General features: G+C 34.3%; 22 protein-coding genes. 8 read left to right on the forward strand and 14 right to left on the reverse strand.

Going from position 1 to position 26,356, the window contains the following annotated elements:
- Positions 1-26 precede the first annotated feature (26 nt).
- The 5 genes from A8143_RS13745 (at position 27) to A8143_RS13765 (ending at position 5,111) form a co-directional block, all read left to right on the forward strand.
- Positions 27-734, forward strand: a complete 708-nt coding sequence (locus A8143_RS13745; RefSeq protein ID WP_070138402.1) for a PKD domain-containing protein — start codon at positions 27-29, stop codon at positions 732-734.
- Between the two features lie 63 nt (positions 735-797).
- Complete coding sequence (locus A8143_RS13750; RefSeq protein ID WP_070138403.1) at positions 798-1,532, forward strand: SOS response-associated peptidase; 735 nt, start codon at positions 798-800, stop codon at positions 1,530-1,532.
- Positions 1,533-1,635: 103 nt separating this feature from the next.
- A complete protein-coding gene (locus A8143_RS13755; RefSeq protein WP_070138404.1) occupies positions 1,636-3,381 on the forward strand; it encodes a helix-turn-helix domain-containing protein in 1,746 nt (581 codons plus the stop codon).
- A gap of 99 nt (positions 3,382-3,480) precedes the next feature.
- Entirely contained in the window at positions 3,481-4,479 is a 999-nt protein-coding gene (locus A8143_RS13760; RefSeq protein ID WP_245676514.1) for an NAD(P)-dependent alcohol dehydrogenase, read from the forward strand.
- A 2-nt stretch (positions 4,480-4,481) separates the two neighbouring features.
- Entirely contained in the window at positions 4,482-5,111 is a 630-nt protein-coding gene (locus A8143_RS13765; protein WP_070138405.1) for a DUF4386 domain-containing protein, read from the forward strand.
- Between the two features lie 188 nt (positions 5,112-5,299).
- Here the strand turns inward: A8143_RS13765 and A8143_RS13770 are convergent, their stop codons facing one another.
- The 3 genes from A8143_RS13770 to A8143_RS13780 all read right to left on the reverse strand — a co-directional run bounded on the left by A8143_RS13770 (position 5,300) and on the right by A8143_RS13780 (position 7,216).
- Positions 5,300-5,788 carry an AAA family ATPase gene (locus tag A8143_RS13770; RefSeq protein ID WP_070138406.1) on the reverse strand — a complete coding sequence of 163 codons (489 nt, stop codon included), beginning with the start codon at positions 5,786-5,788 and terminating at the stop codon, positions 5,300-5,302.
- Positions 5,785-6,252, reverse strand: a complete 468-nt coding sequence (locus A8143_RS13775) for a DUF1801 domain-containing protein (RefSeq protein ID WP_070138407.1) — start codon at positions 6,250-6,252, stop codon at positions 5,785-5,787. Before A8143_RS13775 ends, A8143_RS13770 begins: the two co-directional genes overlap by 4 nt.
- Positions 6,253-6,313: 61 nt before the next feature.
- Positions 6,314-7,216 carry a hypothetical protein gene (locus A8143_RS13780; protein ID WP_070138408.1) on the reverse strand — a complete coding sequence of 301 codons (903 nt, stop codon included), beginning with the start codon at positions 7,214-7,216 and terminating at the stop codon, positions 6,314-6,316.
- Between the two features lie 121 nt (positions 7,217-7,337).
- Between A8143_RS13780 and A8143_RS13785 the strand changes: the two genes are divergently transcribed.
- Positions 7,338-7,970 (forward strand): hypothetical protein, encoded by a 633-nt coding sequence (locus tag A8143_RS13785; protein ID WP_070138409.1) that lies wholly within the window; start codon positions 7,338-7,340, stop codon positions 7,968-7,970.
- 120 nt (positions 7,971-8,090) lie between these two features.
- On the opposite strand, the gene A8143_RS13790 is transcribed toward A8143_RS13785, so the two are convergent.
- The 4 genes from A8143_RS13790 to A8143_RS13805 form a co-directional block, all read right to left on the reverse strand.
- Positions 8,091-9,413, reverse strand: a complete 1,323-nt coding sequence (locus A8143_RS13790) for a hypothetical protein (protein WP_070138410.1) — start codon at positions 9,411-9,413, stop codon at positions 8,091-8,093.
- Between the two features lie 79 nt (positions 9,414-9,492).
- Positions 9,493-10,236: a LytR/AlgR family response regulator transcription factor gene (locus A8143_RS13795; RefSeq protein ID WP_070138411.1), complete on the reverse strand. Its 744-nt coding sequence runs from the start codon at positions 10,234-10,236 to the stop codon at positions 9,493-9,495.
- 36 nt (positions 10,237-10,272) lie between these two features.
- On the reverse strand, positions 10,273-13,236 hold the full coding sequence (locus A8143_RS13800; protein WP_070138412.1) for a sensor histidine kinase: 2,964 nt from the start codon (positions 13,234-13,236) through the stop codon (positions 10,273-10,275).
- Positions 13,237-13,854: 618 nt separating this feature from the next.
- Entirely contained in the window at positions 13,855-14,979 is a 1,125-nt protein-coding gene (locus A8143_RS13805) for a Fic family protein (RefSeq protein WP_070138413.1), read from the reverse strand.
- 210 nt (positions 14,980-15,189) lie between these two features.
- On the opposite strand from A8143_RS13805, the gene A8143_RS13810 reads away from it, so the two are divergent.
- The gene (locus A8143_RS13810) at positions 15,190-15,402 is read left to right on the forward strand and encodes a helix-turn-helix domain-containing protein (RefSeq protein ID WP_070138414.1); all 213 of its coding nucleotides are present in this window, start codon (positions 15,190-15,192) and stop codon (positions 15,400-15,402) included.
- Between the two features lie 315 nt (positions 15,403-15,717).
- Here A8143_RS13810 and A8143_RS13815 read toward each other — a convergent pair whose 3' ends face one another.
- Positions 15,718-16,311 (reverse strand): type I restriction-modification enzyme R subunit C-terminal domain-containing protein, encoded by a 594-nt coding sequence (locus tag A8143_RS13815; RefSeq protein WP_070138415.1) that lies wholly within the window; start codon positions 16,309-16,311, stop codon positions 15,718-15,720.
- A gap of 667 nt (positions 16,312-16,978) precedes the next feature.
- Here A8143_RS13815 and A8143_RS13820 point away from each other — a divergent pair.
- On the forward strand, positions 16,979-17,641 hold the full coding sequence (locus tag A8143_RS13820; protein ID WP_070138416.1) for a hypothetical protein: 663 nt from the start codon (positions 16,979-16,981) through the stop codon (positions 17,639-17,641).
- Here A8143_RS13820 and A8143_RS13825 read toward each other — a convergent pair.
- From A8143_RS13825 to A8143_RS13855, 6 genes are all read right to left on the reverse strand, one after another.
- Positions 17,638-19,116, reverse strand: a complete 1,479-nt coding sequence (locus A8143_RS13825; protein ID WP_070138417.1) for a DUF3883 domain-containing protein — start codon at positions 19,114-19,116, stop codon at positions 17,638-17,640. The genes A8143_RS13820 and A8143_RS13825 overlap by 4 nt on opposite strands.
- Positions 19,117-19,140: 24 nt before the next feature.
- A complete protein-coding gene (locus tag A8143_RS13830; RefSeq protein ID WP_070138418.1) occupies positions 19,141-19,842 on the reverse strand; it encodes a M48 family metallopeptidase in 702 nt (233 codons plus the stop codon).
- The gene (locus tag A8143_RS13835; RefSeq protein WP_070138419.1) at positions 19,842-22,970 is read right to left on the reverse strand and encodes a type I restriction endonuclease subunit R; all 3,129 of its coding nucleotides are present in this window, start codon (positions 22,968-22,970) and stop codon (positions 19,842-19,844) included. Before A8143_RS13835 ends, A8143_RS13830 begins: the two co-directional genes overlap by 1 nt.
- A complete protein-coding gene (locus A8143_RS13840) occupies positions 22,963-24,081 on the reverse strand; it encodes a PDDEXK nuclease domain-containing protein (RefSeq protein WP_070138420.1) in 1,119 nt (372 codons plus the stop codon). The genes A8143_RS13835 and A8143_RS13840 overlap by 8 nt, the downstream gene beginning before the upstream one ends.
- A 434-nt stretch (positions 24,082-24,515) precedes the next feature.
- A complete protein-coding gene (locus tag A8143_RS13850) occupies positions 24,516-25,250 on the reverse strand; it encodes a DUF3800 domain-containing protein (RefSeq protein WP_070138422.1) in 735 nt (244 codons plus the stop codon).
- An 11-nt stretch (positions 25,251-25,261) separates the two neighbouring features.
- Entirely contained in the window at positions 25,262-26,356 is a 1,095-nt protein-coding gene (locus tag A8143_RS13855) for a protein kinase domain-containing protein (RefSeq protein WP_070138423.1), read from the reverse strand.

Raw genomic sequence — 26,356 nt, forward strand, 5'->3', positions numbered from 1 at the left:
TTTAGTTTTTATTCTAAAAACATCTTATGAAAAATCGATTATCGAAAATCGCGCTTTTAAGTGCGACTTTCACCCTACTCTTTGCGGGTTGTAAAAAAGAACCAACCGCTTCATTTGCTTATTCTGCAACTGATGATGGCGTTGCTCATTTCACTAACACCTCTGAAAATGGTGTTTCATATGAATGGGATTTTGGTGACGGAACTAAATCAAAAACTGAATCTCCAACTCACTCTTATGAAGCGCCAGGAACTTATTTTGTGTCAATGACCGCTTATTCCAAAAAAGAAAAAAAATCTGACAAAGTGAGTCAAAATATCGTAATACCTGGTCCAGCGATTAATATATGGAATGGACCAACTATGACTTTCACTAAAGCAGATGGTGCAGACTGGACCTTAGCTGCAAATCAAGATCGTATCACCAATAACGTTTGGATTACACGTGCAAATAACCGTGGTCTTTTTAATATTGCTGACGAGGTTGATTATTCTGACTTTGTAAGTCCTACCAAAACAGAATGGGCGTATGGTTCCTTATTTGATGCGGAAGATTTAACTTATAATAGCTGGGAAAACCTCCATGGAAGCTCCCCTAATTCTATGATTGGAAAAGATGTTGTTCTACACTTAACTGAAGATGATATCTATCTAAGCTTTAAACTAACTAGTTGGGCTTCAGGTGGTGCAGGTGGAATGGGTGGATTTTCTTATGAACGTTCTACACAACCATAAAGTACATTAAAAAAGAGGTTGTTTAGTCAACCTCTTTTTTTTACCCTAACTCAATCTTAATTCATGTGTTACGACATTTCCGCTCAATTAAAAAGTCAATTAAAACATGCGCAACGTTATGCTCCACATTTGGTAGATGAGATAAAAGAAAAATTAGCTCCTTACCTCGATGAAGATGAACAAGCTCAATATCGAGTTTCAGGATTTGATCATCCCCGTTTAATTATTTATACCGACAAGAAAGGTTTAACACCGGTAATTTCTAAATGGGGCCTTATTCCTCACTGGGTTAAGGAACCAGAAAAAACAATCGAAATATCGAATAAAACCCTAAACGCAAGAATAGAAACAATCCATGAAAAACCATCATTTAAAAATGTAGCTCAAGAACAAAGATGCCTGGTTTTAATTGATGGATTTTTTGAGCATCATCATAAAAACAAAGAAAAAATCCCACATTACATTCATAAAAAAGATGAAACCTCATTCTTAGTTGGCGGTTTATATGATGAATGGACAGATCCCAACACTCAAGAAACCACACATAGCTTCACCATTGTTACAACAAAAGCAACTGGCTTTATGCAAACGCTACACAATGGTGTAGCCGAACCTCGAATGCCATTAATTTTAAACGAAAATCAATCAAAATTATGGTTAGCCGGAAAAGAGGATTTTTCAATAAATTTAAGCGATTTCGAACACCATGAAGTTCGACCAATTAGAGGTAAAAATGCCTCACCTAACACGGTAATTGCCCAAGAGTATTACCCCAGTCAACCCGACTTATTTTCCTAAAATCCATTTTCAACTTGCAAATGTTACTCATGCTTCTTATGTTTGCTAAGCTGTGAAACCAATCAATAATTCTACTTCAATTGCGGTTCTCCCATTTGTTAACATGAGTGATAACAAGGAGGATGAGTATTTTGCAGATGGAATGACGGAAGAATTAATCAATGCACTCGCAAAAATCACGGCATTAAAAGTCACATCCAGAACATCTTCATTTCATTTTAAAAATAAAAACATTCCTATTCCTACAATTGGAGAAGAGCTAAGAGTATCAATTATTTTAGAAGGAAGTGTTCGAAGAGCTGGCAATACGGTTAGAATTACCGCCCAACTTATTCAGGTTAAGAATGATTTTCATTTTTGGTCAGAAACTTGGGATCGGAAAATGGATAATATCTTTGCTGTTCAAGACGAAATTAGCCTTTCCATTGCCGATCGAATTCGAGAAGAATTTGGGCACCTCGAATTGAGTGATCATTTAGTTCTCCAGCAAAAAGTAAACATAAACGCTTACGAGTTGAGTTTACTGGCTCGATTTCATAAAAATAAATGGAATGCCGATGACATTAAACTCGCTAAACGTTATTATTTGGAGAGTTTAAGCTTAGAGGAAAACAATGTTGCTGCCTTAGTTGGATTAAGTGATACCTATAGTTTTTTGGCGATGACAGGCCTAATGTCATTTGAAGAAGCTTGGAGTAAATCCAATGAGTTGGTTGACAAAGCCCTGCAGCTCGACCCTCAAAATTCAGAAGCCTATTACCAAAAAGCAAACAAATCATTTTTTACGGAAAGCAGCTACAGTAAAGCGATGGAACACGCTTTACAAGCCATTCATTTTCAACCAAACTACGTCGAAGCTCAACAATTTTTAAGTTTCTTATACATCTTGGCAGGTAATAAAGAAAAAGCATTAAATCACTTAAACATTGCTTTATCAATTGACCCTTTATCTCAAGAAACACATTTTTTCAGAGCCTATTACCATTATATGACCGGTCAATTTGAATTGGCCTTAAACGAACTGAATGCTTGTTTAGCAGTAAATCCAAAAAACATACCTGCCCACGGCGTTAAACCTCTTTGCCTTTTATTATTGAAAAGATACGATGAGGTGACTCATTATTTCAAAGAACATGAAATATCAATGAACCCCGGCGATGAGAATGGTGTTATTGCATTAGCTTATGCAATGAAAAATGATCAAGAACAGTTAAATCGGTATCGAAAAATCCTACAAGACCTCGCTGCAAATCCCAATGGATTCTCTGCGGACTCTTATCTGTTTAACTTAAATGTTGTATTGGGCGAATTTGATGAGGCATTTAAATGGGTTGAGGAAGGAATTAAAAATAAAGCTTCGCTGCTTATATTGCGATACCCTGATCCTATTGTAAGTCCTCTTAGGAAAGATCCCAGATACCAAAAATTCCATGACATTATTTTTAAACTACATCAATTAGTTGACGATAAAAAAGTGAGCAAATCACTACTCGATGAAGAGCAAGCCAATCAGTTTCAATTAAAATTATTGAATTATATTAACCAATACGAACCTTTTCTTGATGCAAGTTTAAGTCTGCGAGAACTGGCTAAACAAATCGATATTCATCCTAACCAATTATCATGGTTACTCAATGCCAAGCTAGGAAAAAGTTTTAGTGAATTCATTAACAGTTATCGATTAGATCGATTTAAGCAATTGGCGCTAAACCCAGAAAATCAGAAACTAACACTTCTTGGCCTTGCCTATGACAGTGGATTTAATTCGAAAACAGTATTTAATACTTATTTTAAAAAATCCGTTGGGAAAAGTCCCAAAGCCTGGTTATTGGATACGAAAAACAATTAAAAATGTTCGAGATTATAAATCCGAACTATCCCGTTAAATAACCGAACTTTTATCCGTTATTCCCACCTTAGCTTTGTGCTCAAATCAAATCTAAAAAAGATGAAAGCACAAAATACAACCATGAAAGCTGTTCATGTAAATGGATATGGATCGACTGAGCACATCTCCATCAAACAGCTTAAAAAACCCATTGCAAAAGACAATGAAATTATTATTAAAAATTTCGCGGCAACTGTGACAAGAGCGGACACTATGATGTTATCCGGAAAACCCTATTTCGCCCGGTTGATTATTGGATTACGCCGTCCTAAACATCCGATACCAGGAACAGGTTATTCTGGCGTGATTGAAAGTGTTGGAAAAAACGTTAGTTTGTTTAATGTTGGCGATCTTGTTTTTGGAGAAACGATATTCAATTTTAGTGCAAACGCCGAATATATTGCTATTAAAGAATCGGAAGTAATATTGCACAAACCAGGATTTTTAACTGATGATGAAGCCGCTACAGTTGGTGATGGTCCAGTAACCTCATATAATTTCCTAAAGCTGATTGGCAATATTAAACCTGGACAAAAAGTATTAATAAATGGAGCTTCAGGGGCGTTAGGAACCGCAGCCGTTCAAATTGCTAAAAGTTTTGGCGCTGAAGTAACGGGAGTTTGTAGCTCCAAGAACATTCCGCTTGTTAAAAACCTGGGAGCTGATCACGTAATTCCTTACGATATAAAATCATTTGAGAAAAGTGATGAAGATTACGATCTCATTTTTGACACAGTTGGAAAAAGTAGTTACAGTTTATGTAAATCAATATTAAAAACCAATGGACAATACTTATCACCCGTTTTAAATGGTCGTTTATTGTTTGATATGTTTTGGACCCGTTTAGCTGGAAAGAAAAAGGCAAAGTTTGCTGCGACAGGAACCAAAAAACCAAAGGACATTAATCATATTTATCAGCAACTCATTAAAATTTATGAGCAATTCGAGATGAAAACTATCATCGATAAAACTTATCCTATCGAAGAAGCTAAATCAGCGCATGAATATGTCAACAAAGGGCACAAAGTGGGCAATATTGTAATCCAATTAAACCGTTAATTATGAATAATCAAATTAAACTCGCACGTCAAGCCGGATGGCTCTATTTTTTACTAATTCCATTCGGTGTTTTTGGAATTTTATATATCCCGCATCACTTTTTTGTCGAAAATGACATTAAAGCCACTATTGACAATATCAAAGCATGTGAATTGCTATTTAGATTTGGAATTATAAGTGCAATAATCACTCAATTGATTCAAATTGCGGCTGTACTGGCCTTATTTAAATTATTAAAAGATGTACATAAACACGCTGCTATAATTATGCTCGTTTCGATACTAGTGGCCGTTCCTATCGCCCTCTTGAACGAGCTAAACTTTTTTGCTGTACTTGAAAGTTTAGACAATCCACAGCTAGTTAGGTTATTTATAAACTTGCACGAAACTGGTGTATTTATTGCACAAATCTTTTGGGGGATTTGGCTTTTCCCAATGGGATGGCTTGTTTATCGTTCTCAATTTATACCAAAATGGATTGGTATTTTACTCATGATTGCTTGTTTTGGCTATTTAATTGATTCTTTCGTAGAATTTCTAAATTATGATTTAGGATTTGTTTTAAGTGAGATAACTTTTTTGGGGGAACCAGCACTTGTTTTCTATTTAATTATAAAAGGGATTAAAAAATAGCGTTATGAGGGGTCTAAAAATCACACTACTGGTAATCGCTAGTTCATTCTTTATGGCTGCTTTTACCTCAGTTTATTTAGAACAATCAAGCTATAAATTATTGAAGGTAAAGCAAGATTCAAAATGCCGACTTAAATTTGCATGTTGCATTTAAATTTAACCCAATTCATTTCAATGGATTGGGTTTTTTAATCTTTAAGATGAACCGCACCTAATAGCTCTTCATTTTGTGGTGGTTCAAACCAAGTTTCCATAAAATCAAAATCTGCTTGACTTACTTCAAATGTATAGGTTTCACCTTTCTCCCTATTGCGTTTCATCACCCTCTCTTGACGCAAGTCTTTAGAATAATCTAAAAAATGCAACTGTGTTTTAAGTCCGTTATTTTCGGCAAATTTTCGAAATTTATCGCGATGACTTTTTTTAGATAAACCCAAATCCAAAATAACATCCACATTAACTTCCTCTAATTGAGTAATCAATTTGGTGATCATTTCCTCAATGCGTTCAATTCTCTCCAAAATCCAATCTTCCTTATCATTTTCTGTTTTATCCTTAAAAAACAAAGTATTATTCCATTCATCGATTGAAAATATTATTCCCCCTGTCTTCTTCCGCAATTCTATGGCATAAGTTGTTTTACCAGCACCTGTATTTCCGACAATTAAATGAATCATTTTTTCTTTGCGTTCGCCAAATTAGTCTCGTAAATATTGACCCATTCATTAACCGTCATTTTAGTGGCCAATTCTGCAATTAGCTCAAAAGGTATATCGTCCAATTTTTTAAATCGAATACAAGATTTACCCATGTCTAATTTCCGTTTGCAATGTTTCGGATACTCTTCAACAAACCACTTGTGTAAATCTGGATGCGCATAAATGCCACTATGATACAAATTTATTGAGTTTTTCTGCGACGCAAAACTCATAAAAGGCAAAGGCTCACTCGGTGTAACATGATATCCTTTTGGATAAATACTATGTGGAACATAATAGCCAACCATCCCATACTGAATTCCTTCTTCAAACCCTTCCGGTAAATTCTCTTTGATAATTTGACGTAATTTTTTAACGACTTCCTGCCGTTCTTCAGGTATTTGGCGGATATAATCTTCAGGTGAACTTGCTTTATATTGCATGTTATAAGATTTAGAATTTATACGAAGTTAAAGAAATATCCCTGCACTTAAAAGGTCTTTACTAATTATAAACAAAATCGTAACGATATACGATCTGCTTACCATCAAATGAAAACAATTCAATCACTTCTTGAGATTCTACGAAGTTTTTCACTTTAAAAAGATGTTCAGCATGCGATTTCATCCCTTTAAAATATCGAATTCGTTCAAAATAATTATAACCGACGTATGGATCATAGAAAAATCCATTTAGCTTATTTACAACCTCCCCTTTTTCATTTACATCATAGGCTTTGGCGAAGTTCTTTCTTTCAAAAGGATCGGGATTAGCGTTAAACTCTGCATAAATAAATGATAAAGGAACATTGTTATTCGCAATCCATTGAGCTTTCTCTTCGTGTCTTAATTGACCTTCGACAAAACTTTGTTCTAATTCTATTTCTTGCTCAAAATCGTATGAATATTGCCAATAAGTTGTAGAATTTAATCCATTTTGAAATCTAACCATTTTAAATATCGCACTATCTTCCCTAGCGTGAGACTCATAACTCAACACTCCTCCATTCCATTCTTGATACAATATACTTCCATCTCCGTTAACCGTAGATTTGCTCCTTGCTAAAACTTCTCCTTCATGATCAGATGTTACGGATTCGCACATACGTTGCTTAACATCATATGAATAAACTATTTTTTTGTAATAACCTTCGAGAGTAGGATAAAAATAAATGGAATCTATTCGGCCTTGACCATTTAGATAATACCGTTCCAGCGTTCTCATGCTTGTATCAAGTTCTTCTTTTATAGGACGCTCATTCATATCAACCATTCTTAAAGCCCGCTTATTTACGTCAATTGATCGAATGCCTTCCTCGGCTAAAACCTCAAAGCTTGGCAATTGAAATTGGGTAAAAGCAAAACGCTGAAGAACAAAAAGTACGAATGCCAATTTATAATTTAACATAGAATTCAAGCTATAAAACGCCACTGTTTTAATTTATAAAGTTACAACAAACAAAAAACTCCATTTTTCGAAGAAAATAATTACTTTCGGTATAGAAGATAAACACTGGAAGTTGCAGAAAATGAATAAGCTTCAAAATTTTTTCTTTTCAAAAGAAACCCGGTTTGCGAAGTGGGATTTTTTAGTCTTTATGTTTTTAACACTGGCTGCCTTATGGCAACGCCAAACAACAGTTTTTTACCTGATTTATTTCTTTTGGTGGACCGAACTGATTACGATAAGTATTGACAAACTATTCTATCGAAAAAATCCAAATGCCAAACTATTTGAAATTGGGAAACACAGTTTCTTCACTTCTGTTCTCCTATTAGCCATCTATTTTATATTTATAGTTCTCATTTTTGGATACTTTGCCGTAGCTAACCAAAGTGCTGAATTATTAGTCAATTTCCAAGTTTTACGATTTGAAAACTGGTTTTTTAACGCCAACCTACTCTTTGTTATTATTGAACGCATTTTCCAACATAAAAGTCATCAAAAAATGCACGTTGGATTTGGAGGTTTCACAATGAACATGATAGTCATTCACCTCTCAATTATATTTGGTGCAATAGTGCTCTTTTTTGTTGTAAAGGCATTCCCTAACACCTTTACCCTGGACAACAGCTGGAGCATCCTCCTCATTGCACTGCCTTTCTTACTTTTAAAACTTGTGGCCAATTATTTATCTAACCGACTTGTTAAGTTGGGCTAATCGAATGGGTTATAACATTAAAAAAACACCTCCCATATAGAATTGGGAGGCATTTTATTTAAATACTAACTGATCGATATAAAGAATTCGTCGTTAACTATTATTAGGGTTTCGATACAATTAGTGATTAAAATTTAATGCTTGTTCAATCACCCTGTAGTCACCGTCCCTTCCAAAACTTGCACTAGAACCACCAGGCGCTCCACCTTTGGTATCATATTTAATTCTGAATGAAGAAACGCTAGGATCTTTGTACACGATAATGTCTCCACCGTCTCCACCATTATAAAATCGTGAATTGTCTTCTCCACCTTTTCCACCGTACGTTTTAACTATAAAACTTTGATTGGGACTTAGACTAAATTCTTTCAATTTAGCCCTTTCAGCTGTGCTTGTCAACCTAACCCGCAATACAGGTTCTCCTGTTACCGCATGTTTATCTTCAATTATTTCAATCTCAACATCTTCACCGTCCTCGCCTTCTGATCCACTCCATCCTCTACCATACAATAAAAATACGGGTCCTTTATTATAACTCAAGGTTGCGCTCCCTTCCGCCGTAATTTTTGAATCATATTTAGATACGACCTTAACAACAGCTTGATCTCCGTCAATAAAGCCAGACTCTATATTCCCACTAAAATCCGTTGTAAAGTTCTTCGTGATTATATAATCTTCATAAAAACCTTCATCCGGTCGAGTTTTAATGATAGACCCATCAGTTAAGGTAGTTTCAATGATAAAAGAAACATTCATGAAATTTCCATTCTCTTGGGGTAAGTTAACAAGCACTTTAGCCGACTTTATGGACTTATCATGCAATCCATATTTTGCTTTTCTTGCAGCGGCTTTTTCAGCTGCAATTCTCTCCCTTTCCGCATTGGCTCCTGCCACATCCTGATCAATCAAAGATGCAGTATACGCTAAATAAGCCTCAATTTCTGCAGTTACTTTTTGCGCGTTTTCCTTTAATCCAAATAGCTGTTTTATAAAAACATCTCCTTCTTCATTTTGACCATAAGTCACGAGTTTATCTTCAGAAAAGTATAAAATGATTGACGACCATTGAAACTTAAGAATTTTATCAGAATCAGCGTTTTTAATGGGAACATACTTTTTACCATTCACCATTACATATTCATATTCATCACCATTTTTACCCACAACAATTGTTTGAGCCTCCTTCACATAGTAACGATTGTCCCTCGAACTCCAATTATATGTTTTTACGGTCTTATTATTCCAGCCGTCAAGATATGTCATCATATCAGGAAACTCTTTCCCTTCGAACTCTTCAGAATAATCTTTATTGCCACTCGTTTCATTTAAAGAGTTATTTACTTTCTCTTTAGTAGCATTTAATTTTTCCTTCCATTTTTGTGCACTTAAAGGTTGAGCTGCAACAAACAAAACCAGTACCAGTGCCATTTTTAATCTCTCCATAATAAATAATATTTCTACGAAAATATATTGATTACAGGTGACCCAAGCATTGACTTAACCAAGGTACTGGTTCACTAAACTAATAGACTTTTTCGCCTAAAAATTTCTTGAATTCTTCTTTTTTATATTTGGAAAGCTTCGCTTTTATAGCGTTGGTCAATGTGATGATAGAATAACTATAACTACGAATATGATTTTTGTTAACCGACCAAGACTTATGCGCTCTGAAAAACAAATGATTTTGAGGCAACATTCGTTCTAAAAAACCAATATTTTTACTCACTAAAAAAGGATTACTTGCGTTCACTAAATGAAGTTTTGAATAAGTTCCATCAGCCTCAATTGCAATTATTTCATTCAAATTAAATACTCTTTTATTTCCAAGTTCACTAATTATAAGTGTTTCCCGACCATTGTTTTCAATGTTCTCTAACAATTTAGTGTATTTATTGAGCATTAATTTTTCTTTAGATAAGGTTTGAACATTCTCTACAACTTTATGCAAACGTTCCCTGTCCACTGGCTTTAAGAGATAATCTATTGCGTTTATTTCAAAGGCCTTTATCGCGTATTTGTCATAGGCCGTTACAAAAACAATATGAAAATCTATTTGCGCAAAAAACTCCACAATTCGATATCCTTTTATTTCTGGCATTTCAACATCCAAAAAAACGAGGTCAGGCTCAAACTTTTTAATTTCTTGCACCGCCTCCAAAACATTGGAAGCAGTAGCAATTGCTTCTATTTGGTAGGGTGAACGACCGAGTAACGATTTCAACACATCTTGCGCATCTTTTTCATCATCAACTATTAATACTTTCATGTGGATTCTGTTTACTTTTATCTTCTTGTGTGTTTATCAGCTTAATTTTCGAAATGGGAGTTTTACAATTACCTCCGTACCCGCAACTTTTCCTTGTTCATATTTATTTTTTACGATGTAGTTATAACTCCCATCATATTGCTTCGTAAAAATCTCAAGTCGTTTTTGAATGGCTGAAAACGAAAATGAATTATGCTGATCTTTATTCTTCTCCTTTATCTTTAACGCCTGCTCTTGTCCAATACCATTATCACTAATTATACACGTTAACTCTGTTGTCATTTGGATTGTGACTTTAAGAAACTTATGTCCCTTTTTATGCAACAACCCATGTTTTAATGCGTTTTCTATAAACGGTTGGATAACCAGAGAAGGCACTTCAACTGATTTTTCTACCATACAAACAATCTCGTAGTCAAAGTCTTTTTTAAATCTTAATTTCTCTAACTCTAAATACAACCTTATAAACTCCACTTCCTTTGAAAGAGCAATAAATTCTTGTTCTGAATAATTTAATGTATTTCGAACTAACCTCGAAAACATCGTGATATAATCGTAAGATTGATCGGTCTCTTGTTTAAGAATCAAACTTTGTATGGAATTTAAAGAATTAAAAATGAAATGAGGATTCATCTGACTTCTCAACGCCTTCAGTTCGGATTCCAGTAAGTTTCTGGATAAAATCTCTTTTTCTAATTGATTTTTACTCTTTCGATTATTAATCATGACTCGCCATCGAACAATAATTATCACCCCACTAATCCCAAGTGCAAAACAGATTAAATAAAACCATGGCTTTTTATAAAACGGTACATCAATTGTGAAAACATGATAATAGTCGCTGTGCACCTCATTATTATAGTGTAATTTAACGATGAGTTCGTAATTACCAGGGGGCAAATAATCAAAGGTGATTTCATTTTCAGTTGCGGGAATTGTTTTTACATCAGAATTTAATCCTTCAAGTTGATAAGTATAGTAAGCACGCGATAAATTTGCGATATCGTTAGACACAAATTGAAATAAAAAATTATTCTCTTTTGTTGAGAAAGTTCGTTTGGATTGGCCCACTGAATTACCATTCACTTTAACATCGGTCAACTGGAAAGTTAACTTGCTTTCTTTGGCCAAATGAGTGAGTGGAATATCATAAATTTTTTTATCGGTAGCTATCCACAAATCATCCTCAATTATTTCAAAATCAACAAGGTTACCATCATCTAAACCATGGGATGCATCGATATTTATTAATTTATTCGATTTTAGATGATACACATGTATAGAGTTCGATGTCAAAATGAAAAGTTTTAAACCTTGAACCCTAAGTTTTTTTATATCATTTGACAGAAGCCCATTTGACCGATTGAGAACCTTATGGACCAAATTATCTTTAACAAATAAAACTCCTTTTCTTCGGGTACCTATAATTAAGGTTCCGTTATGACACGACAGTGCATTAGTGTAAAAATCAGAATTATAAGGTATTAAACCTTCATTATTCGACAAATTTATAAGGTTGCCATCTTGTGCTACAAAAATTCTGTTGTTGACCTCATCGAAAGTAACTGCATTGAATCTACCTCGCTTATGATATTCACAATAGTTTAGATTATTATCACAATTGAAGTTTGATAATATTCCTTGTTTTTTATCGCAATCCTGAACAATGGCACCTACCGCAAACTGGTTCACGAATAAAAACATAGTACTGTCGACATAGTGAACATCTTTTATTGCGCCAAAAGGGCTTTTATTCTCCGTAAATACTATTTGATTTTCTCTTTGCAATTGACTTCCCCATGGAATAGGAGTATAAAACACCTGATTAGGAGCATTGGTCATTTGTCCCAGTTGAACTAAAGAATCTCCATACTCATAAATACCACCCTGTCGTGTCGTAAAAACAGGAAATCCTTTATTATTCTTAGCTAATCCTGTTATTTGTTCATCAATTGAGATACTCTTTTGCAAAAAATTAGGCACCATATAAATACCTTGACCAAAAGTTCCAAGAAACAAAGCTCCCGAAGTATCGAGATAAAAGGATGAAAAGAATTCATTTTCAAAATAATCACGTACAGACTCAATTTTGCCTTTACCGAATTTTACAATGCTGAAACCAGACACATCACTAAAACCAATTACACGAGAATTATCAAGTGCATAAAAACGTTCCTTTCCAGGATAATCAACGGCTAAAGTTCCTGCTTCTGGTGAGTAACCTTTACCAAAAGAATCAAAAAAGTAACGTTGATTGTCTTTTTCAAATAAAAATAAATGGGCACCATAACTTTCTTTCGAAGCGACAGGTTCAACCTTATGATCTTGATACAAAAAAGTTTGTTGGCCAACAGAATCTTCATTGTAAACGGCGTACGATACAAAAATAGCTCCAGATTTAAGTTGATTTGAGCTAATACTATATCCATTTTTTGATTGCAGAAAAGGCACTGAATCTATGCGTTTTATAGATTTATTTTTGTCAAGACAATAGAGTCCTTTTGCCACAATAATTATATTGTTCTGGTTATCGAAATAATAATGAAAATTTGAGGTTAATTTTTCTGAATCAACTTGATAATAAAGCTCCAACTTATTGTTAATTAGTTGATATATTTTACCATCAAGGGATTTACAGAAAAGATTTTTGTTTTTATCTTCTTTCAAATCAAACAAAGATGCAATGTTTCCATCTTTAAATTCAACAGGAATAAATTGTTCGCCTTTTTGTTGATAGAGTCCATTTTCTGAGCTTACATAAATTAAACCTTTATGTTTGATAATGGAGTAAATATGCTCTCCCACCAAATCGGGTAGACCAATTTTTATATAGTTTGGAGATTGCGCTAGAACCCGATGTGTTTTTAACCCACTACAAAGGCAACAACAAAACAGAATAGTTTGAACCCATTTTTTTAAACACCAGCCTTTTTTTCCGAATCTCAAAACGAGAGTAAAAATATATAATTCTGATAGATATTTTTTGGGGCTTTCTTCCATTCATTCATTTGAATGGCCCGTTTATTAATCAAAGACATTTTTTAAAGACGATATAGGTCTGTCGCCGTATTGTTCAAAGTAGTTTTACCTACTGATCATGCTAAACTAGGAATAAGTGGATTTCGATCAGGGTCTGTCTTCCAATTCACCAATTGAGGTTTTAGAAATCTTTCAAATGTCATAATTGCTATAAACAAGAAGGATTTGTAACAAAGTCAGGGTAATTTTAGACGATTTTATCTATATGTTCATAAGTAAAAACTCCAATTAGTGCAAAAAAATTAATATTGCGTTTCAAAAAGATGATTAAGTCTTAAATTCTGACAGTAAAACTGACAGTATAAAATAAAAAAGCCCCGCAAATGCAAGGCTTCTTGTTGTCCCACTGGGAACAAATATCATTTGGTGTTTACTAGGAAACACGGCACTTTCAAAGGGTACTTAATTTTCTGTTGTCTGATTTGTTGACCGAAATGAGGTACGAATTCAACAACACAAATTCAATTAAATTATAGTTGTTAAAATCAAGTGCTAATTATCATTATTTAAATGAGCGCTACCCTATAAAAGTACTGAAAATAGGCTTATTGATAAAACAAATAACGGTAAATTATATTACTATTTAAATATTCGGATATAATCTGAAAACCAGTATTGTTTTCCTCTTTGGCCTCCAGTAACTTCTTCTAAAATATTAACCTTTTCTAATTCAGCAATTAATTTATACGCTGAGGGGGGTGACACTTCTGTTAACTCACAGACTTTGTTCGCGTCAATCATTGGTCTCTGATATAAATAAGAAATTACCGTACGTGCATTGTTCGTGCGACTTCCTAAGGTCTGTAGCTTCTCATCTACTTCTTCCTGTAATTTTAATATTTTATCGAAAGTTTCAATACTACTTTTCGCAGTCTCAACAACCCCTACTAAAAAGAACTTAAACCATTGCTTAATATCATGACTAGTTCTCACTTTCATTAAATTGTTGTAATAAAGTTCTCTATTCCTTTCAAAAAAGTCGGATAAATAAAGTATCGGTTTTTTAAGGATCCCCTTTTCGACTAGGTAAAGTGTTATCATCAATCTACCAACACGACCATTCCCATCTAAGAACGGGTGAATTGTTTCAAATTGATAATGAATTAACGCAATTTTTAATAAATCAGGGAACGGAAATTCCTCATTATGAGCGAACTTTTCCAAATCATTCATTAAAGTTGAAACTTCTTGATGGATTGGAGGTACGAATACGGCATCTGCTATAGAAGCTCCCCCTATCCAATTTTGACTTGTTCTAAATTCTCCTGGAATCTTATGCTTTCCCCTCACACCTTGCAATAATATTTGATGTGTTTGCTTAATTAACCTTGAAGAAAATGGTAGGTTGTCAAGTTCTTTAATTGCTGAATTTAGCGCTTCAATATAATTCTGAACTTCCTCCCAATCATCTCTTTTTTCTTCAGAGATATCCGATATGTCTTGTAAGGCTTCTTCAATGTTGGTTTTCGTCCCTTCTATCTTACTTGACTGCGTTGCCTCCTTCAAAACATGCATACTGATAAACAATTCGATATTTGGAACATATTCTGAATACATATCCAATCTTCCAAGTTGCCTATCTGCCTTGCTCAGTAAGGTTATTACCTCAATATCTTCTAATAACCATTCTCTATTTATTTTTTCAGGTTGAAAACTCTTATATGTGCCCTGGCTAATGTATGTCCCTGATTTAAATTCTTTCATAATATCTTTAACAAAGATAACTCTTATTTAAGAAAATGACAAAAAACTTAATTAACGGCTGTTGTTATTTAATTTTTTATTAGAATTCTTAAATAAGAGGAGGGCTAATTTAAGTGAAATGGAAATTATTTACTCTTAAGACCTATAAATTATATGCAAGAACATATATTTTAGTCATATTTACGCTTTTTATATTCATTTGCATATAATATGACTTCATTAGCGGAATTTGTTAAAGCAAGAAGAAAAGCTGTAAAACTTACCCAAGAAGAGTTTGCTGAACGTTCTGGAACTGCTCTAACGGTTATTAGAAAAATAGAGCAAGGTAAAACCAATTTAAACCTAGACAAGGTGAACCAAGTACTCTTAATGTTTGGACATGAAGTTGGGCCCGTACAAATTGAAAAAACCATTGAAGAATAGAAACCATTGTAAATAAAGGGTTCTAGGTTTTATTTGTAACAAAGTCAGGGTAATTTTAAACGATTTTTGTAACAAAGTCAGGGTAATTTTGAAAACAAGCTACAAAATACAAGTCTGAATGTCATCTTCATTTAAGTCCATTTAAGCGCAGAACTCTGAGATTGAAACGACTTGGTGCTGCTCTGTGTTGAAATGTTTAAATACAATGAAATCAGCTTATCCTTACTTTCAATATCTTAGACATAGGTGCAGCCTTTGGATAAAAGTAAATCCCTTTGATACTTCAATCCTTCATATACATTATGTGGTGTAGTTTTATGCGCTATTACCATGTTTATTTACATCTTCAATGATTTTGAAAATTTTATCGGCTTGCTCATCATTAAAAACTCCGTCAACACCTAGGCTGTGGAAGTTCTTGAAAGGAGCATCATAAAGTTTTAATGAATCAATTTTTCCATTTTTTGTCAAGAATAATTTGATAGTGTCAAGGAATTGAATTTGAACGGAGCTTAATTGGTACTCATTAATAAATTTAGCGAACGCTTTATCTACGCTATTTGCTGACAACCCCATTAAGCTAATAATAAACTCAACCAAGTTCAATGAGCCCCCTAGCTCATTTTCAATTGATGTTTTGTCGATCCCTTCAAATAAAATATCCTCAAGAGACTTTAACTCCTCTTCGGTGATTTGTTCACCCTGTCTAATTCTGCTAATTGTAATGTTCTCATTATTAGCTCGAATTATTTCTTCTAACCTATGAACGCTATTAGGAAAAGGGGATGCGTAATCCCCTGCGGGATCGTTTACTTCAAAATCTTTGACTTTTACTTCATCCTCTTTCAATTCATCCTCAAAGTCGGTTGTAGCGTATTTCTGGTCGGCAGGATCTATATATTTTACCAAATCTCGTATTCCTGCTCTTATTTTTTCAAGATGTCCGATACCATCATTCTTCCAAAACTCTTCTTCAAGTGGTTGCTGTATTAGGGCTAGAGAAAGACATACTACTGATAGCTAAAGATGATGAATTAGGTAGGAAGATTCAAGATGCTAAATTGGTCACAAAAGAACGTGCTCCAAAAAAGAGTTAAGCAATGAACAAACCAGTAAATCGAAGAAGTTAAAACTGCAGTTCGTCAATGGAGAAATGTTGCAAAAAAGTACGGAATATCAAATGCGGAGCAGGAATTAAAGTCCATGGCGTTTTCACGAGTTGTAGAATAACGTTTTTTAAAATGAATTTATATACCCTTTTGATTATGGTTTGCGAAAAAAATGAAGGGATTGATGAACGCCTTATAGCCTGTGAGTTTTTTTGAGAAAAATTTATACCGCTTACTATCAAGACATTACGGTTTTAACAAAGATTATTTCCAAATTCAAAAATGAAAGCTAATATGTTTGAATCAAATTAAAATGAAAACGTATGAAAAAAGATGACAGAGAGTATGTTTACTCACAAGATGATTTAGACAATCGTTCAAGACAACTTAATCCAGAACATGATGAATATTATCGCAGTAGAGGATTAATTGATTAAATTTAAAGGAGGGTCAAACCTCCTTTTTTTATGGATAAAGAAATCAAATATTTAATAAAAGAGTTTGAAAAAACGGAGCCTGATTTATTAGAACTAATTTCATTGATTACTGAAATGATGTTTTTACAATCTGAAGAAGTTTATGATGTTAAAGTGCGATATAATAAATCATATTTTTCGAATTATTATAATGCTGACGTTTCAGTATTTAACAAATGGATCTCCTTATTTTGTCCCAACCTCTCTAATAAAAACTACAAATCAAAAAGACGTTTTAATGAATTCGAATTCAATTATATAATAGAAAGTCTAGGAATATGTGATAATAGAAAAATGAGACCTTATAAAAGGTCTGAAATTATTGCTGAACTCTATGCAAACACCAACTGGAAGGCAAGTAGAAAGTTTCATGAACTGAATATGGAGCTTGACAAAATGTACCCTCAAGATCTGACTAAGCTACGTATTTTACCACCGCGAATCGTTCACGAACTTTTCTCCAATTACATTGAAAAGAACCTTGCTGAAACAGTCTATCAATCACAAACTAAGTTCACTAAAGAGGTTAAAATCAAACAACTGTTTAAATTGATGAGTCAGAAAAAAAATAGGAGTCCTCAAGAAAGAATTAAGGATAAAAAATTGTTTAAGAAAGAAGTTTTAAAGTTCTCAAAAGAGTCGGGATGGATTTAATCAAAGGAAACCTTGAATGTTTGCGGCTCAAGTAAAAAGCTATCGGAGTTGTTTAATTCTGGAGTAGAAATGACTCGAATCTCTGTTCGCGTCTCCTCTCGTTTAACCAGGTATATATAGTACAGTGGATCCTGTTGAGAAACCGCTAATTCATTTGCAGTTATATAAAATGAATTTGAATTGCAATTCTTCACCTCAATATGCTTTTCTTTCCCTGCAAGTGTAAAAGAGAGTACATCATATCCCATACCTAATCTGCTAGAACAGTCTAGTACTTTTGCCGCTAAATCTTCTCTGCCTGCTGAATGTAATTTGTCTTTTTCATATTCAATTACCACTTCTTCTGCTTTTCGTCCTGACTGTCGCCTAGCTTCTTCTATTGTAGCAAAATCAACGGAGGAAACAGGTAAAATTGAACTTGATGTTTCTCGTGTTGTTGCTTGACGAGTGTTTTTAGGTGAGATGTCAGATTCTATGATTTGCGGTAATGCTTTTTGACTTTGATTAGTCAACCAATCCTTAAATTTGTTTTTATAACCAATTAACCAAAGAAATGAATGTGCATCAATTAGCGTTATTTCTTCATCCATTTGAACCTCTATCAATTTTTGAACTTCTCTAACTCTATTCAGAAACGAAAGGTAGGTTGGCCAATTGGCTCTTGACTTCAATTTAAGTCCTAATCCAACTTGATTAAACGCGTATTCAAAATTAGAAGTTGAAATGGGCAAAAACTTACGACCATCTTTTAAAAAGAATAAATAGGCAATTAGAGAAAATCGAGCCCCAAATAATTGCTTTAACTTTTCAAAATAATCTTCATTATTAACTGATGAAGTGTAAAATCTAAAGAGTATCTCTTCAACCTTGTCTAAGTTTGTTTTTTCTTCATGCAGCTTTATCAATGCAGAATGCTCTGCCGTATAAGGACCCCATTTGTGATGAATTTGAACTAGGTTATTCCCTTTAATCTCAATTGCAGAGATCAATTTTTTCAATATTTTACCAGAACCAACATCACTTTCATGCCAATTTTTTGTATCCATTAGCAAGAGAGCTGCACTTCTAATCTCCATTTTATATGCTTCTCTATAATGCATGTAACCAGCAGAGAAGTTGACAAATGGTTTGTTCGACAACTCTTTTATGTACTCCTTAAAATTCTCGAAAACAGTTTCGAATCGAAGCGGGGAAATTGTCTCTTCAATGACTGAGCTTCTATTTTTAAAAAACCAATTTGTGTTCATTTTCTTCTTTTCACCATATGCTGATGGAATCAAGTTTAGTTCATTTTTTTCTGAGAGTTCTCTTAAAACTTGTCTAATTTCTAATCCGTCTTTTTGATCTGAATTGAAGATGCCAGCAGCAATAAACTCAGGCATTAAATCTTTGGCTTTCGTTTCCTTAATCTCTGGATTAAGGTTAAAATATACGGTTACTACTTCATTAATTCGATTTATTTTCTCACGATCCATGTTCCTAATGTTTAACCTATGAAATCATATTCCAAAATTTTCTAATCGCTCTTTTAATCCAACCCAATCGGGGCAGTACTTGTTGAGTAAATTCCAAAATTCTGGACCATGATGGTGAAACTTCAAATGACACAATTCATGGACAATGACATAATCGACACAGTGAATTGGTGCTTTGATTAGGTCTGAATTGATAACGATATTCCCTTTTGGTGTGCAACTGCCCCAACGTTTTTCTAATTTACGAATGATGAGTGAATTCATCTGTAGCCCTTCTTGCCGCAGGATGTGATCAAATCTCTTTATCCTCTCTTCAAACTTAATCCGGGCATGCTGCAGATACCAAGCGTTTACTAATGTTTCAATTTGCCTCCTATTCTTTTTATTTGGAACGGAAACCAACAAATACTTGCCTTTCAATTTAACATCTGGTTTACCCAAAACAACTTTTAATCTATACTGCCGACCTAAATAATACATGTTTTCGCCACTTACCCATTCCTTGACCTGTGCTATATCAGGTTTACCGCTAAAAAAACGTTGTTGTTTTGCAATCCATGAAGCACGCTTTTCAACTTTACTTTGAATTTTTTCATCAGTTGTATTAATTGGTGCCACCACCAAAACAGAACTATCTGGGTGGACTTCAATAGCCAATGTTTTTCTATCCCTATATTCTACTGAATAGGCGATATTTGTTGTTCCGTAACTAATTGATGCGCTCATTAAAATACCGTTTTAGCTACGCTCATCACTTTGTCTAAAATAATATCCAATTGTGTAAAACTGAGTTCAACACCATATTCTGATCGGTGATCTAACAAATAGTCTTCAATATCATTTTTCATTTGCTTTTGAATGTCATCATTCTTTTTCCAATCCCGTATTAAAAGTCGTTCAATTAGGGTACATAAATCTGTACCAGCGCTTGCCAATTTTTCATCAATTTCTTTCGAATTTGTTTCCGGAATTTGATCATTCAAGACGTCTTTTACTATATTGTAAAATGCTCTTGCTTCTGGATTGCCTTGTAATGAGCCTGGGGTATCACTGAATCGTCCTGCAGTTAAATCTTCCCTTGCTTTGAGTATCTGTTTTAAATATTCTGCTTCAGTAATCCGTTTATCGATAAAGGCCTGTATGGCATCACTGATAAGTTTACTGAATTTGGTATAAAAAACGGGATCTTCATCCATTTTTTCAGCAATAACCTTTTTCATTTTATAAGCAATTGCATCTGCTTTTGAAGCGGTTGTTCCGGTTAGTTTTTCTACTTCCTTTTTGAATACTTCATCATTAAAAATGTTGATGCTTTCGGTGGTTTGTTCCACTGCTTCCACACCAATATGCATGTCTAGCAATTTTCTAACCCTACCTTCATATTCTTTATAATCAATTTTTTCTGCATACCGCAATTGAACAGCTGTACGTAAGGCTTGAAATAATTTTAAATCGGATATGAATGTTTTTTGTCGATCGGCTGAATAAAGGCTATAAAACACATCAGAAGCCATACCAGCTTGCAAAGATTTTGCGAACAAAATCAACCGCTCTCTAAATTGATCTCGTAGGTCTTTGGGTTGTAAAAATCGACCTAAAGCTTCAAGATCTGATTTGTTTGAAACAGATTTAAAAAGGTCCCAAACAGCCGAATGGTATTGTGGTATTTTATTGATTTCTTCGTCCACTTTTTTAATGGCACCCGCTAAATCAGACTCGTCAAAATCTTTTAAAGCACTATAAGATGTCAAAGCCTTGTCTAAATCTCCTAAAACACCTACATAATCGACAATGTACCCAAAATCTTTCCCTTCTCTCAGTCGATTAGCACGTGCTATGGCTTGTAATAAACCATGTTCTTTTAGTGGTTTTGCGATATATAAAATACCACATCTTGGCGCATCAAAACCGGTGAGTAATTTACCTACTACAATTAAAATATCAACTTCATCATCTGAGTCTTTAAATTTGTTGGTCATTTGCTCCTCATAAGCTTCCACAGAACCATAAGTAGCGTTTATTTTTTTAAAATATTGCTGTACTTCACTGGTTGATTCTTCCTCCACTTCATCATGGTCCGGTCGTGTATCGGATTGAGAAATGATCACCGCCGTGTCCATTTTTAATTTAGGGTTGGGTTGATTCTCAAAATATTTTTGATACTTAAGTGCTGTTTCTTTTAGGGGGACAGCTATAATGGCCTTCAATTGTCCTTTCCAGTTTTTGCAATAATGTTCAGAAATATCATAGGCAATTTCCTCTACCACTTGCTCCGATTTGTAAATTTCGGTAATGGATGAAAATTTTTGTTTTAAGTCTTTCTTTTGGTATTTGTTCAATGGTTCGGATAAGCGATCGAATCCTTTGTCTATTAAGCCTTGGTTGACGTTAAGCTTTGCAGAACGACCTTCGTATAAAAGGGGGAGCACTGCACCGTCAGCCACGGCTTGGTCAATGGTATATTGGTGAATGTAACCACCAAATTTATTCGCAGTATTTTTTTCTGCACTCATCAGCGGTGTACCTGTAAAACCAATGTAGCAAGCCATAGGTAAGGCTTTTTTCATGAGGGCATGATTTTTACCGTATTGAGACCGGTGACTTTCATCTACCAAAACAAATATATTTTCGGATTTATTTCTAAAATCCTTCCGTTTGAGTGCCGACTCAAATTTGTCGATTATGGTAGTAACCACTTCGGTATTGCTTTCTTGAATTAAGTCGATTAAATGGTTGCCACTTTTTGCACGCATGGGTTTTTTACCACATTTTTCAAAGGTAGTGGCAATTTGTTTATCCAGTTCAACCCTATCGGTAACCACTATCATTCGTGCGTTGGAAATGTTTGCATTTAAAATAATGGATTTGGCGAGCATCACCATTGTCAACGATTTTCCTGAACCTTGTGTATGCCAAATCACGCCTCCTTTTCGTTGTCCATCTTCTTTTAATTCCAAAACACGATTTACTCCATTCTTTACGGCAAAATATTGTTGGTATCGTGCCACTTTTTTTATCCCCCCATCATATAATGTGAACATGTAGGCCAGTTCCATTACTCTTTCAGGGCGACATAAACAATAGAGCATTCGATCTTGTTCGGTAGGCAACCTGTTTTCAGCCGGTTGTTGGTTAATTTCGTTGTGAATCAAATAATGTGTTTCGGTTTCAACTTCGGTTTGCTCTTTCCAAAAACTCCAGAATTTAGCGGGTGTACCAGTGGTGGCATATTTTACTTCGTTCGGCTGCACGGCTAATAAAAGTTGGGTATAGTGAAAAAGCTTGGGAATGCCTTCATCTTTTTTTTGATTTCGGATGAATTGGCTAATGGCTTCATTTGTGGACTCCTTTTTGTCGCGGCGCTTATTTTCTATCACACAAAAGGGAATGCCATTAATGAATAAGACAAGATCTGGCCGGCGCGTGACATTAACACCTTGCACTTCAAATTCATCTGTGATATGGTAAACATTGTTTTTAGGATGCTCCCAATCGATATAATTAATGGTGAAACTTTTTTTATCACCTTGTATATGTTCCTCGAAACTTTTACCCAGGTTCAACAAATCAAAAACATGTTCAGAGGTTTTTAATAAACCATCATCTGGCACATTTTTTAGGGCATGAATGGCGTTGTGAATATTACCTGAGGAGAATTGATAGGTGCCACCTTTGTATTCAAATGAATTTATTTTTTCTAGCTGCTGTGCTAAAATATTTTCCAGGATCACGCCGCTTAATAATCCTCCTCTTTCTTTTTCAGTTTGTTCGGGTGATATATACTTCCAGCCCATCTTTTGGAGGAGCTTTAAGGCGGGGATTTGAGAGTCTTTTATTTCGGTGTAGTTACTCATGCTCTTTGTTTAGGTTCATGGTGTTTTCAAAATCGGCAGCACTTGGCAATTTACCTTTCATATGTTTTGGCAGATCTTTGCTTAAGGTGTATTCAGCTACACCAATTGGTGCCTTATTGTCTTTTAATGCATATTCTACCACAATATGATTGGCCTCTTTACACAAAAGTATTCCGATACTTGGTTTGTCTGTATTTGATTTTACAAGTTCATTTATGGCTGTGAGATAAAATTGCGATTTGCCTACATATTCTGGCTTAAATTCATCAATTTTTAATTCAATATTCACGTAGCAATGCAATTTGGTATGGTAGAATAATAAATCTAATCTATATTCTTGACCACCAACTTCTATTTTAAATTGTCGACCCATATAGGCAAATCCTGCGCCTAACTCAAGTAAAAAGGAACTGATTTGTTGAACCAATGTTTTTTCAACTTCTAATTCACTGGCTTCGTCTCCCAATTTTAAAAAATCAAAAAAGTAAGGATCTTTAAAGGTGTCTTTTGCTAAGTTAGCTTGTTGGCTAGGTAGGGTAGTTTCAAAATTATTGCTTATAGCACCTTGTTGTAAATGTAATTGACGGTCTAACTGGTTTAAAAGTATTTTCCGTGACCAATTATTTTCACGGATTTTTACACAATAGAATAATCTTTCTGTGGGCGTATCTAATTTATCCAGTAATACCATATGGTGCGACCATGGTATGTTTGCAATGGGGTGTTTTTCAAAATTATTAAATTGTGCAGCACCCTGCTGCACAATTTTATCTTCCTGTTTATTAGTGTCTTGCATTTGTGCAGCGCCCTGCTGCAGAAATAGAGTAGCAGGCCATTCTGCTGCAAATTTTTGCATGTATATAAGGTTACGTTTTGAAAACCCTTTCATACCTGGCATTTCAGAAGTTAAATCTTTTGCCAATTGTTCAATTACTTTTGCACCCCAACCTTGCGCATTTTGTTCTTTTAAAATTAACTGCCCCGTTTGCCAATAAGAAAAGAGTAAACGACTATTCACCGCCATTGCTGCTTGCTGCTGGGCCGTGTTAATTGCCAATTTGATGTTTTTCAGCAATTGAACGTAATGGGTATTTTCCGATTCCTTGTGCATGTGTTTAATTTTGTATATTTGTGAGGTACTTTACCATGTGTAAATTGCCTACAAAGGTTTCCAACGCTGAACCCAAATCAGCGTTAAAAGTATTGGATCGGGGTGTCCCTAATCGGTAAAAAGCTGTACAATTTGTTTGGCTTTTTGTTTTTTTACTATTTACATTTCTTACATTATTTTTATTCATCTCTTTTAGTAAAATGAATCCCGTTTAACTATTAAATACAACCCATTGTATTTGTTATTAAAAGCTTAAAACTTGACATTCATGTCAAAAATGTCATATATTTGCAGTGTTCATTCTTCCATAATAGGAGAAAGGAAATTCGAAACACGATTGACCAAGAAGTTGACCGTGTTTTGCGGAATTAAAAAATTTGGATCGGGGTGTCCCCAATCGGTAAAAAGCCATGCCTAGTGTGTGGCTTTTTATTTTACGGAAATATTTTAAGTCCATATCTCTTGCCATTTTTACTATAAAATTTTTGTTGGAAAACCTCGAAAGAGGGGTTTGCTCTTTTAGGATCAATTACATATCGAGCGACAGGATAAGCAATCAAATCAGCTAATTGAAGGCCATTGATATTATCACGTTTATCTTTAAAATCTATGTCAATGTTGTAATTCTTTAACCTTTCAGAAGATACAAATCCTGTTCCTCTTGCCAATAATCGCTGAAAATGTTCATGCAATTGACGATCCTCTTTTTTACCTCTCTTCTCAATTACGATATTCAACTCAATTCTATTTTTATTTAAACTATCAAGGTAAAATACAGCCCTCTCAATTATAAAGGACAAGGAAAGCTCGTACACATCATTTCCTAATCGACCATATTGTTTGATGTATCTATTTTTATTTATTGCTGAAGCTATGATTTTATATTGAGAGTTTGAAATGACCTGATTAAGTTTTTTATAGAATTTTGCTTTTAATTTCATGTCAAAAAGTACCTGAAATTCTTTTTCACACTTTCTGATGTCCCTGGAGTGAAAAATCACCTTTTTATCTAGCCATATTTCGGTTTTCAATTCATTAAACTCTTGACGCAAACTTTCATATGTGCCTTGATTAAAAAGGACACCACATAAGAGAAATACAGGAAAGTTAGGGTTGATATTACTCAAGCCATGATCTCCGCTTTCATCTATGTAGAGGTAGTGTTTCATTTAGATGAAAATTATAAAGAATGGATGTATTTGATTTGTGATTTGATATCTTTAGACATTTCATGACATCTACGCCACTTGTTGTTCTTGCCCATTTTTTCTGTTCTATAATCGGATTTATATTTAAAAATCCTGAACCTTCCTTTTTTTGGATGCTCAGCAATTAACTCATTTTCACATTCAATCCAGTTAATCATGTTTTGTTGAGTTTTATATAAATCATTCATAAACTCACCGACATTGGCATATCTTACGCGTAGCTTCGGGTTTACTGCTTTTTTTATGATTCTGATAATCCCTTTGTCTATATATGATGGAAGCGTATCAAATTGTAATAGTTTATGTTGACGCACTCGTTTTTCTATAATTGATTCAATATATTGCCACTGATCATACTGGCTTTCAATTGCACTTAATTTATTTTTCTCTTTATCATCCAGCCACTCTACATAAGCTCCTGGAAAAAAACCGCCTAATGTCTGGAACATGGTAACGCCTACTTGATAAATATCAGACTGAACAGTATATTGATTCATTTCAAAAACCTCCTTCGGCTTATAGACCAGAGTTGAATTTGAACCAGTTACAGAAGATTGAGATGAGTTAAAGTGTTTAACCGATCCAAAATCTGCAATTAATGGAGTTTTTGAATCTCGTTTTACAAGTATGTTTTTTGGCTTAATATCTCTATGAACCAAGGAATTTTCTGGTTTGTGTAGCTCACATAATCCACCAAGTATGCCAGAAATGATAGATAGTTTGTCCTTTAGATCAAGATTACCTTTTCTAAGATTTTTTTCCAAATCACCTCCAAGAATTTCATCCGTCATAAAATAATTATAAGCTTCACCTATTTTCTCTGCATAGTGTACTTTTAGAATATTCTTATGTTTGATTTTCGCCAAGATTTTGGGTTCATTATGTGTACTGCTATCTTTTGAGCCATAATAAATCTTTAATGCAACGCGTTTATCCAAGATCTCATGATATCCAAAAAAAATATCACAATTCCCCCCTTCTTGCGAAACCGCATCTATTTTAAATTGTTTTTGAGTGTTCAGATATTCCTTCACTGGTTCATCCAAACCTAGTTTTGATAAATCCAT

The organism is Crocinitomix algicola (assembly GCF_001661595.2).
Lineage (GTDB): Bacteria > Bacteroidota > Bacteroidia > Flavobacteriales_D > Crocinitomicaceae > Crocinitomix > Crocinitomix algicola.